Annotated in this window: 10 protein-coding genes; 5 read left to right on the top strand and 5 right to left on the bottom strand. The window is 70.7% G+C overall.

Going from position 1 to position 9,522, the window contains the following annotated elements:
* Positions 1 to 75: 75 nt before the first annotated feature.
* From ACIGG8_RS27100 to ACIGG8_RS27090, 3 genes are all read right to left on the bottom strand, one after another.
* Complete coding sequence (locus ACIGG8_RS27100; RefSeq protein ID WP_396551419.1) at positions 76 to 753, bottom strand: hypothetical protein; 678 nt, start codon at positions 751 to 753, stop codon at positions 76 to 78.
* Positions 750 to 1,643, bottom strand: coding sequence for a phosphotransferase (locus ACIGG8_RS27095; protein WP_396551418.1), 894 nt, complete (start codon positions 1,641 to 1,643; stop codon positions 750 to 752). The genes ACIGG8_RS27100 and ACIGG8_RS27095 overlap by 4 nt, the downstream gene beginning before the upstream one ends.
* A 392-nt stretch (positions 1,644 to 2,035) precedes the next feature.
* Positions 2,036 to 2,725: an ATP-binding protein gene (locus ACIGG8_RS27090; protein ID WP_396551417.1), complete on the bottom strand. Its 690-nt coding sequence runs from the start codon at positions 2,723 to 2,725 to the stop codon at positions 2,036 to 2,038.
* A 209-nt stretch (positions 2,726 to 2,934) separates the two neighbouring features.
* Here ACIGG8_RS27090 and ACIGG8_RS27085 point away from each other — a divergent pair, with 209 nt between their 5' ends.
* From ACIGG8_RS27085 to ACIGG8_RS27075, 3 genes are all read left to right on the top strand, one after another.
* Entirely contained in the window at positions 2,935 to 4,179 is a 1,245-nt protein-coding gene (locus tag ACIGG8_RS27085; RefSeq protein WP_396551416.1) for an XRE family transcriptional regulator, read from the top strand.
* Positions 4,176 to 4,685, top strand: a complete 510-nt coding sequence (locus tag ACIGG8_RS27080) for a GNAT family N-acetyltransferase (protein WP_396551415.1) — start codon at positions 4,176 to 4,178, stop codon at positions 4,683 to 4,685. The genes ACIGG8_RS27085 and ACIGG8_RS27080 overlap by 4 nt, the downstream gene beginning before the upstream one ends.
* A gap of 150 nt (positions 4,686 to 4,835) precedes the next feature.
* Positions 4,836 to 5,075 carry a hypothetical protein gene (locus ACIGG8_RS27075; RefSeq protein WP_396551414.1) on the top strand — a complete coding sequence of 80 codons (240 nt, stop codon included), beginning with the start codon at positions 4,836 to 4,838 and terminating at the stop codon, positions 5,073 to 5,075.
* 1,200 nt (positions 5,076 to 6,275) lie between these two features.
* On the opposite strand, the gene ACIGG8_RS27070 is transcribed toward ACIGG8_RS27075, so the two are convergent.
* Positions 6,276 to 6,605, bottom strand: a complete 330-nt coding sequence (locus tag ACIGG8_RS27070; protein ID WP_396551413.1) for a hypothetical protein — start codon at positions 6,603 to 6,605, stop codon at positions 6,276 to 6,278.
* A 550-nt stretch (positions 6,606 to 7,155) separates the two neighbouring features.
* On the opposite strand from ACIGG8_RS27070, the gene ACIGG8_RS27065 reads away from it, so the two are divergent.
* Together ACIGG8_RS27065 and ACIGG8_RS27060 are read left to right on the top strand one after the other, a co-directional pair.
* Positions 7,156 to 7,971: a hypothetical protein gene (locus ACIGG8_RS27065; protein ID WP_396551412.1), complete on the top strand. Its 816-nt coding sequence runs from the start codon at positions 7,156 to 7,158 to the stop codon at positions 7,969 to 7,971.
* Between the two features lie 141 nt (positions 7,972 to 8,112).
* Positions 8,113 to 8,661: a hypothetical protein gene (locus ACIGG8_RS27060; protein WP_396551411.1), complete on the top strand. Its 549-nt coding sequence runs from the start codon at positions 8,113 to 8,115 to the stop codon at positions 8,659 to 8,661.
* A gap of 167 nt (positions 8,662 to 8,828) precedes the next feature.
* Here ACIGG8_RS27060 and ACIGG8_RS27055 read toward each other — a convergent pair whose 3' ends face one another.
* Positions 8,829 to 9,518, bottom strand: a complete 690-nt coding sequence (locus ACIGG8_RS27055) for a hypothetical protein (RefSeq protein ID WP_396551410.1) — start codon at positions 9,516 to 9,518, stop codon at positions 8,829 to 8,831.
* Positions 9,519 to 9,522: the final 4 nt, after the last annotated feature.

Genomic DNA, 9,522 nt, shown 5'->3' with positions numbered 1-9,522 from the left:
TGGGGAGCTTAGACACTGGCAAGCCCTGACGGTGCGGGTTCGAGATTAGAGAGGCCCACGGGGTTCGCCTTTCGGTCAGTCGCGAGTGGGTGCTGCCAGCAGGCTGGCGCCGCGCAGGTCGTTCTCCAGGTCGGTGATGACGGTGCAGCCGAGGAGGATCGCGACCAGTTGCTCCGCGATCGTCCAGCGGAGCACGTCCGGTTCGTCGTACTGGACGATCCGCTGGACGAACTCGGCTCCGCCCGCCGGAGGGCCGTAGACCTTCCCGTCGACCCCGGCGACGACGGGGCGCCGGACGCGGACCGCGGTGAAGCCGCGCTTGAGAGCGCTGCACATCCGAATGGCCTGGCCGGCACAGCGCGCGCACAGCGGCGGATGGACGGTGCCCATCCGTTCCGGCCAGTCCTCCCAGTCCGGTTCGGGCTTGTCCAAGAGCAGGAAGAGCATGCCCTCCGTCGTCACCGAGGGCGGACCGGCGCAGACCTGGCAGAGGAACCGGCTCATACAGCGGCGCTGCCGAGCGGAGTTGATCCCGCCGAAGTCCGGCCGGCCGGCGCCGCGCTTCTGGTCCTGGCGGATCCAGAGCACACCGCGGCTGTCCCGGTCGCCGGGGACCTCGCCCGCGAAGCGCAGGCCGTTCTTGGTGGCCACCAGTGCGGCCGGGCGGTCGTGCTCGCCTGTGTACGAGGTCACGTAGGGGACGACGTCCGGCTTCCACATGGTGCCGGTGGCCGCCTGCTGGTCGGGGGTCACTTCACGGCCTCGGCCATCTCCGCGGCCGTACGCCAGTACCACGGCAGGTCGCCCTCCTCGCCGCGGACGCAGCTCAGTCGGTAGTCGCCTTCGGTGCACCAGGCGGAGGACCCGGCGGCACGTTCGAGCGCATCGATGCAGCCGGTGAGGATGTGGATCCGCCGCAGGGCCCGGTAGGGCCTGCCGTCGGTGAAGCGCGTGACGTCGACGCCGTACGCCCGGTGAAAGGCCTCGTAGGCGGCGTCCGGATCCTCGTCGTGGTCCCCCCGGTGCGGGAGGACGGGGTCGTCGGCGTAGACCTCCTGCTGCATTGCCACGGATGCCAGGTCCACCATCGGGGGCCCGATGCGCAGGTCGGCCAGGTCCAGCAGACCGGTGCCGGACGCAGTGGCCGTGGCCTCCCGCGGGCTCAGCGCGGTGTGGATGACGCCGCTCTTCGTGGGCCACCGGGCCACGTTCCACCAGGCCGCCAGGGCTTGGAGCTCGCGGAGCAGGTAGCCGCGGACGGTCGGCTCCAGATCCCTCAGCGCCCGGACCCGCACGTGCAGGTCGGTAAACGGCCGGTAGGGGCGGATGCCCAGGAAGCCCGGCGGCTCCGGGAGCGAGTGCAGGTCACTGAGCACGCTGGCGAGCCCTTCCGGAGTAGCCGGGCCGCCGTCGCCGAAGTCCTCCCAGAACGACATTGCGTGGCCGTGCGAGATGACCGGCTCGCGCCGCAGCGGGCGAGGTGTCAGGACGCCCTCCGAGCGCACCCAGTAGGCCACGGAACACTGCTGCGCGGCGGCCAGGGCGTGCCCACGAGGGTGGACCTTGGCCACCACCCCGCCCTTGCCCTTCCACATGGCGGCGGGCAGCCGGTAGACCCTGCTCCGCCCGTTCGCGAGCAGCACTGCACCTTCGGGATCGAACCCCTCTTCGAGGGCTGCCGTGTGCAGTGCCGGCTCCCTCAGCGCGATGGACCCGCCGTGCTCGGACCCGTCGGCAGATGCCGCGGCGCCGCGCGCCCTCAAGACCGCGTTGCTGGTCGTGGTGCTCACGTTCTTCAACTCTCCGTTGTCTTCTGCATGGGGTCCGGGCCGGTCTCCCGCCCGGGGGTTGGCGGGAGACCGGCGCAGCCTCGGGGTTCGACGTGCCCGACAACACGGATCCTCCGAGGGACCTGCCCCTGGCCCGGCTGCTTGAGCCGGGCGGCGCGAGGATGGGGCAGGAAACCGGCGGCCACCTGCCGGGCCACCGGGTCGTTCGGGTGCCGCACAGCGCCTTCACCGGACGGCACCCAGCTCTACGCGCTCGCGCGGCCGACCTGGCCGCCTCGAACGAACTCGTCCCAGCCGCGCCCGGGTGTGCGCTGGGGGAGGCGGTGAACCTGAGCCGACGGCGGCGATGTCGCCGCCGCGGCCGCGCGTTGGGCGAGGGTGCGGCTGCGCCGCACCATGGCGGTTAACCGTTGCTCCCGCTGCTGCTCGGTGCGGACCTGTCCGGTGGCAACGTGAAACCAGACGACCTTGCCGGCGCCAGCCGGGTACCAGCCCCATGCGTCGGCGAGCTCGCTCACGAGGTGGAGGCCGCGGCCGCCCTGGCTGCCCTTGTTGGGCTTCCGCTGCTGGGGTAGGCGAAGGCTGTTGTCCTGCACGTCCACCCTCAGGTGCCCTTCGCGGGTCCAGGTCACCTGGACTCCGAGCACCGTTCCAGCGTGGTGGCGGGCGTTGGTGAGCAGCTCGCTCAGGCAGAGCAGCGCGTCGTGCAGCCGCTCGTCGGCCGGCAGCTCGTGCTCCTTGACCAGATCCTTGAGTCTCCGCCGTGCTGTCGGTACCGCCGTATCCCCGGTCTCGATCTCCAGGGTGACGTCCACCTCGACGTTGCACGGCCAAGCGGGGCAGTCGGCGTCGCACGTGCCGTCGGCGGCCTGGCTGTGCACCGGTGCCGTGCTGGCGGAGACCAGCTGCTCGGGTTCGTGCATCGTCGTAGGCATCCGCGGTCTCCTGGGGAAGAGCGTGGCCCGCCTGCTCGCAGGGTGCGGCTCGCCGGCTGGCACGGGGGGGCTGATCCCCAGTCAACTGGCGTGGCTGGTTGTTGACGAGGAACAACCTGGGCCGTCCCGCGCGCGAGGGGAGGGAACTTTTGGCGATCTCATTACCCAAACCGCTGCACGATCAGTGAGCACGCCGCTACTTTGGGGGCATGGGGGAGAACCTCGCTCTACGTGCCCGGATGGCCGAACTGCAGCTCACACGACTTGAGTTAGCACGGCGGCTCAACGACGAGCTGGCCCGAATCACAGGCAAACTCGGGACCATCTCGGAGCGCACCGTCCAGAAGTGGCTGTCCGGCAAGAGCAAGTGGCCACAGGGCAGAATCAGGATCGCGCTCACCAGCGTGCTGGAGCGCACACCCGACCAGCTCGGCTTCATCGAGCCGGGCGTCGCACCCCCGCCGGAGGAACCTGTGCGTCGTCGCAGCTTCATCGCCATCGGCACTGCCGCTGCCCTGCCCATTCCCTCGCTCGCGGCCCCCACGATGGTCGGCCGGTCCGACGTCGCCCGCCTACGCACCAAGCTGGACGACCTGGTCGCCCTCGACTACCACCTCGGTGGGCACACCGCCCTGGAAGCCGCCGCCGTTGCAGGCGCGGCCGAAGCCCTCCAACTCACGAAGATGAACACCAGCCAGGCCGTCGGCCGGCAGCTCCTCAGCCTCGCCGCCGACTTCACCGCCACGGCGGCGTTCTCCGCGATCGACGACCGCCGGTTCGAACGGGCCAAGGAACTGCTCAAGGACACGCTCACCTACGCCGGCCTCGCGCAGGACTCCACCGCCCAGCTGCGCGTGTACAACAACCTGGCGGTCATCGCCTTCCAGCAACAACACTGGCACGAATCCATCGCCGCTGCTCAAGCAGCCCACAGCCTGGGAATCGCCCGGCGTGACCCCCTTGCTGCCTCCCTCGCCCACGCGCGCGCCGCCATCGGGTACGCCGCCGCCTCAGACCGCCAGGCCGCCCTGCGCTACCTCGGACACGCCCACGACGCCCTGAATCGAGCCGGCCAGGAGCAGAGGCCTTCCTGGCTGGACTTCTACGGCCGCGCCGAGCTGTTCGCCCTGTCCGCAGTCGTCCACCAGCGTCTCGGATCTGCGGAGCAGGCCGAGGGTGCCGCCCACCAGGCGCTGGCGAGCATCCCGGCCGAGTACCGCCGCAACCGAGCGTCAGCCACCGGGTGGCTCGCCCTCGCACAGCTGCATCAGGGGGAGCTCGAACAGGCCTGTGCGACCGCTCTCACCGTCCGGCCACTCATGGGGGACGAGCTGCCGCCCAGAATGCGCAGCCTGCTGGGCGACTTCCACCGTGACCTGATCATGGTGGCGCCGGACAGCACCGCTACGCGAGAGTGGACCGAACGCATTCGCCGCCCGAAGGAGCGCCAGTGATAACGACCCGTCACCACCACCAAGGACAGCTTCCGGCGGGACTGGCCGACCTCCTGATCGAGGTACACGCCGATGCGTACGCCGACCAGCTCGATGACCCGTTCGTCCAGCGCTTCCCCTGGTTCGCCAAGCTCTGGTCCGGCTATCCCGACTTCCACTGCGTCATCGCATACGACGGCGAAGAGCCGGTCGGCTTCGCCTACGGTGCGCCGCTCGGCGAGGGCAAGGAGTGGTGGCGCGGCCACCTCGAAGAAGAGCCGGCCGACCCCAGCACCTTCGCGGTCTCGGAGATCATGGTCCGGCCGCGCTGGCGCAAGCAGGGCATCTCCTCGCTGCTCCACACCGAGCTGATCGCGTCCAAGCCGCAGGCGCTGGCCACGCTGCTGGTCGACACCACCCACCCGCGGGTCCAGGCTCTGTACGAGTCCTGGGACTACCGAAAGGTCGGGGAGCAGCAGCCATTCGAGGACGCTCCCGTGTACGCCGTCATGATCCGGCCGATCTGACCGGTACACCTGATCGGGTGGAAGCGAGACGTACTGCTCCCTTTCAGGTGCGCTTCCAGCGGCACAGTGGGGTGCCAACTGTGCCGCGCACGGAACACGTGACGGTGAAGTGTGCCGGGAATGGCCCAGTTCACCCCTAAAGTCCGGGTCGTGACCGATCAACCGCCACCGGGCCGGCCGCAGGTCGAACGCGACCTGGCCGCCGAAGTCCTCGCGCAGTACCGCGCCAAGGCCGTCGAACCGCCCTGGGTGTCCCCAGTGTCGCCGGAGGATTTGGCCCAGGCCGTGGCGCACTTCACCGGCCTCGCCCGGGACATCTTCGTCGGGCAGGCCCGCGCCGTCGGCCCAGTCCGGCGCCGTCCGCGCCGAGGCTCGCGGCCGCCGCGGTAAGCGAACCCGGGGCAGGTGGTGCCGGTCGGCCGGCACCACCGAAAGTTCACAGTCCTTGCCCGGGTCCAGCATCACGCGGATGTGGTCCGTCGGCGTCCGTAATCGAGGGCTGCCAGGTTCGGGGCGCCGTCCTTCAGAAGCCGGGGGTGCCCGTGGGCGTTCGGCAGACTGCCCCACTTCCGTAGATGGTCTTCGCGCCAAAGGGGATGCCACCCGCGACGGTTGGCCTTCGGAGGCGCGGTGGTAGTGACGTTCCCGCGTCCGTCCAGCCAGGCGTTCGGGCTCAGGAACTCAGGTGTCACCGTGTCGGGCCGCGATGACCAGATCCGCGCCGTGTTGAGGGTGATGCCGAAGAGGCCAGGCAGATCGCTGATGCCGAGAAGCCGGATGCCAGAGCGGGTGCGATGCTCACCCGGCGGCACAACGCGGCCGCGGTGAGGGCGACAGATCGGCTCGCCCTTCGCTGTGACACGACCGGCCTTGATGAGGGCAGCCTTGATCGCCTTCCTCGCGTAGAGCTTGCCCGGTCGGCCCGTGCCGCCGACCGATTCACCCAGGGCGTCTCCGAACCGTCCTTCGCGAGCCCAGCCCTTCAGGGTAGGCAGCGGAACGTGCGGGTACTCGGCGTGGGCCTCTGCGAGGGACCACAGCGCTCCCGGGAACCCCGCCCGCCCCGCCCGCGCGCTGGCCGGCCGCGCCGGGGCGCAGCCGGGGCAGCGATCTGCGGCGGCATCGGGGTTGGCGGACGTGCCGCAGCCAGGACACGGCGGGGATGTCAAGGCGGTACCTCCGGCGGCTGCGGACTGGTTCGTATGACCTGAGTGTATCCGCGGTGGTGTCTGGCCTGGCGCCCTACCAAGGCCCGGGCATCTACCGCAGCGAAGCACCGGGGGCCGCCGTCAACCGAGCACGCCGGTGGCAGCGGCGTCCAGGCCGAGCGAACCCGAGGCTCGGACCAGACCCGCGCGTACCTGGCAGTAAGTCCTGTTGACCCGTCGGGGGAGAGCGGGTTGCTCGGCTACGCCGGAGGTTGCCCGAGCAGCGGATCTGCTTCGTCAGCCGCTCTCCAGGACCACACGCCGAAGGCCGAGACGGGCGCTGTGGATCGACGCGCAGTTCCTCGATCGAGGGTCGGCAGGCGGTCAGCTCCCCCGCAGACTACTGACTGGTACCAATGCGACCTGCGGAAACGTGCCACTCCTACTTGCTGGTAACCGGGGTGTGGACCCTCTCGTCGCCGGCCCGCGCCGTCGAACGGAGCAAGCCCTGGAGCCATGCACGAACCGCGGCGGCGCCGCTCAGTGTCACCCTCTGCGGCTCGGGGCCGCCCAGGCCGATCACGATGGCGGCCCGGAGAACGCGCCCCGACCGCCTGCCGATCTCGATGTGCCCGATCGGCGAGCCCATGCCCTCCTTGGCGTCCACGACGACGCGGTAGCTGTTGCCGAAGGCGGGCCGCTCCTGCGGGTGCAGTCCGGCCTCCTCGGCGAGGGTAATGATCTGGCGGGTAACTGTGGTCGCGGGCAACATCGTTTGGTCCTCCTTCGCGAGGCCAGCTGAGGGTGAGGCGCAGCGCGGGGCCCACAGCCGGGCCGCCTCGGTGCGCTGTTTCAAGCGTCGATGCCGGGTCGTCAGGTGCGTCGACGCGCCGCTGACCGGCCTGCAGGAGCATCATGTTTAGATGACCTGAACTTATCAGATTGAGGTGCCGGCGCTATCCGGCCCACAGTGGCGCCCCAGCCTGGGCGACCCCTGACCGTGCACACGTCGGCCCGGGGTCACCGCAGCCCAGCGGCAGCGGGCTCCGCTGCGCGCGCTCGCCTCGGCCGACCTCGGTGCTGAGCCCGTTTCCCGCCGAAAATGAGGGGCGGGTGCCAGGCGGTGAACCCGGGGTCGTGCGGGTGGGGGCGTGTGCGCACCCGCGCCTGCGTCGGGCGACGGGCGCCCATCGGGCTTCTGGTGGCCCTTTCTTGGCTGCTCGCTGCCGGGTCGGGCCGTTGGGCGATGCCTCGTGGAGCGGCCACCTGCGCGCCGACGATTGATAAACTTGCGTCATCTAAATTGATGCTGACGAGGAGCCATGACGAACACCGCCGCCATCACGTTGCCCGGCCGCCTGCACACCTACCTGCTCGCCCACCCTGACGCCATCACCGACCGCGGACTGGTGGACCTGGTGCGCGGCGCCGAGGTTCGCCCGAGGGGGGTCGGCACCGCCGCGTACATCGACACCACGGCCGACGCCGCGTTGCGTCTGGCCGACCAACTGGATTCCCTGGACGCGAGGATCGCAGCCGGCACGTACCCGCCCGCGCCGATCGACCGGGGCAGCCTTGGCATCGTCGCGGGCAAGATGCGCAGCGCGGCCGCCAAAGGCACCCCACGCAAGCCGAAGGGCCCCCGCCAACCCGCCCGGGCGGCGACGCCTGGCGACATCTACGACAAGGCGGTTCGGACGCTCGTGCGGGCCGCTGCTGACTACCTGCGGGCCAGGACCGGCCTGCCGCTGCCCGTCGTTCCGGACGAGACGGAGAAGCTGAGGACCGTGACGCTGGCCGTGGAGACGCCCCACGGCTCGGGGACCGTCCGGATCGACCTGTCCGACCTGGTCCAGTGCTGCACCCTCACCCTTGACCGCGTGCCGCTCGACCGGGCCGCCCAGGCGTACCGGGCGGCCTGGGGCGATCCGCACGACCACTTCGACGGCAGCGAGACGCTGGAAGGCTTCCCGCCGGGCGAGAAGTTCGAGTTCGAGGACGACAACGACGACGCTGAGCGGCGTACATACGACCCGCTGCGGGTCGAGGTACTCGACGGAGGCCTGGCGCGGCTGGAACTGCCGGACTTCTCCCTCGGCGACGCCGCCCTTGCTCTGGCCTGCCTGACCTCGGACTGACCCAGCCACTTGCAGGTGGGGGCCGGAAGCCGGCCCCCACCGACTTCGGATTCTGAGTCCCCGGCCACCAGGCGAGCGTCTCCGCCCACCCGACGGCCCGTGGCTCCTACCGATCGTGCCCGGCCACCAGACAAGGACCCCATGCCCATCCAAGCCGACGTTGCTGCGCTCCTGGCCCAGCTCCCCGAGCGGATGCCCGAACTTCCCGTCGATCCGCGCCGCAAGCTGCCCGTACCGGTCGTCTCCCAGCACGGCGACTTCCACGACTTCACCGCCATCAACGCTGAGCAGGGCGTGCGCCTCGCCCAGGAGCGCCGCTGCTCGATCTGCAGCGGCGACCTCGGCTACTGGGTGGCGTTCCTCGGTGGAGAGCAGTCGTTCCAGCGTCGCGGCTACGCCGACCCGCCCATGCACCCCGCGTGCGCCGAGGCGTCCCTGACTCTGTGCCCACACATCCGGCTGCAGCGCGCCCGGCGGGCGAGTGAGAACCACGTCATGGCCGGCGCGACCACGGGGGAGGGGTGGGTCGAGGCCAAGCCACAGCGGTGGGTGCTGGGCATCACCCGCTCGTACGACATCCGCATGACCGCTGCCCGCGGTGGCGGCCACGCCCCCGTCTTCCGGCCCGCGCCGTTCAAGTCGCACCGGGTGTTCGGCTACGACCAGAACGGGTTGATCACCGAACTCTGACTGCCCGGGTGGTTGTGCCGGTCATCTCCGCCATCCCGCAGCAGGAGCACCCTGGCCGCTGCTGTGCAGCGTGCTGGCAGGGCCGATCCGGGCCAGCACGCTGCACAAGACGGTGACTGCGCTCAGAGGCAGGCCTGTCGGGGCCTGCCGCCGGGGTACCGCCCGCGTCAACTCTGCTGTGACGGCTCGAACAGGCCGCGCCCGGCGCGCTGTGCCTGGCCTCGCGTGACGAGTCGCCCAAGGGTCGCGGTCACGTTGGCCAGGTTGTTGCTGGTCTCGTCCAGGCCGATGGCCTGAAGGACATCCTTCGCCCGGAGCGGCGTACCGGCCGCGGTCAGGGCGCCCTGGACGGCGTCCGCGATGCCGTTCGACCGCTTGCCGCCCGCCGCCTTGGCCGGTGCCGTCTTGGGGGCGGCCTTCGAGGCGGTGGCCTTCTTCGCCGCCGTCTTGCGCGGCGCCGGAGCAGCCGCTTCCTTCTCGGGCACCGTCTCGGCGGTCTGCGGAGCCGTTGCGGCCTTGCGTCCTCTGCGGGCCGCCGTGCCAGCCGGCTTCGCCGCGGCGGTCCGCGCCGGTCCGCGACGAGTCGGCTTCTTCGCCGTCGGCGCCTCGGCGACCGGGAGCGGCTTGTCCTCGGTGGCGGGAACCGGCTCGGCGTCCGCCGGGCTGTCCGCTTCCAGCACCGCCGGGGTGAGCGCCTTCAGGCTGCTGAGGGCAGTGCGGACCGACTCAAGGTCCCCAGTGACCGCAGCCAACTTGCCTTCCAGCGCAGCCTGTTCCGCCTCAAGCCCCGGGAGTCGAGCCTCCAGCAAGGCGATCGTGGACGCGACGGAGGTGTTCGTACCGAAGGTGGTTGCCAAGTCT

The organism is Kitasatospora sp. NPDC085464, from assembly GCF_044541955.1.
GTDB lineage: Bacteria > Actinomycetota > Actinomycetes > Streptomycetales > Streptomycetaceae > Kitasatospora.
Note: the sequence above shows the minus strand (reverse complement) of the source record. Positions and strands in the feature narration are given on the sequence as shown.

What these genes read in the sequence shown, in the direction of transcription:
- ACIGG8_RS27070 (WP_396551413.1), bottom strand. Translation starts at nt 6,605, where the DNA reads ATGTTGCCCGCGACCACAGTTACCCGCCAGATCATTACCCTCGCCGAG.
- ACIGG8_RS27060 (WP_396551411.1), top strand. Translation starts at nt 8,113, where the DNA reads ATGCCCATCCAAGCCGACGTTGCTGCGCTCCTGGCCCAGCTCCCCGAG.
- ACIGG8_RS27090 (WP_396551417.1), bottom strand. Translation starts at nt 2,725, where the DNA reads ATGCCTACGACGATGCACGAACCCGAGCAGCTGGTCTCCGCCAGCACG.
- ACIGG8_RS27065 (WP_396551412.1), top strand. Translation starts at nt 7,156, where the DNA reads ATGACGAACACCGCCGCCATCACGTTGCCCGGCCGCCTGCACACCTAC.
- ACIGG8_RS27085 (WP_396551416.1), top strand. Translation starts at nt 2,935, where the DNA reads ATGGGGGAGAACCTCGCTCTACGTGCCCGGATGGCCGAACTGCAGCTC.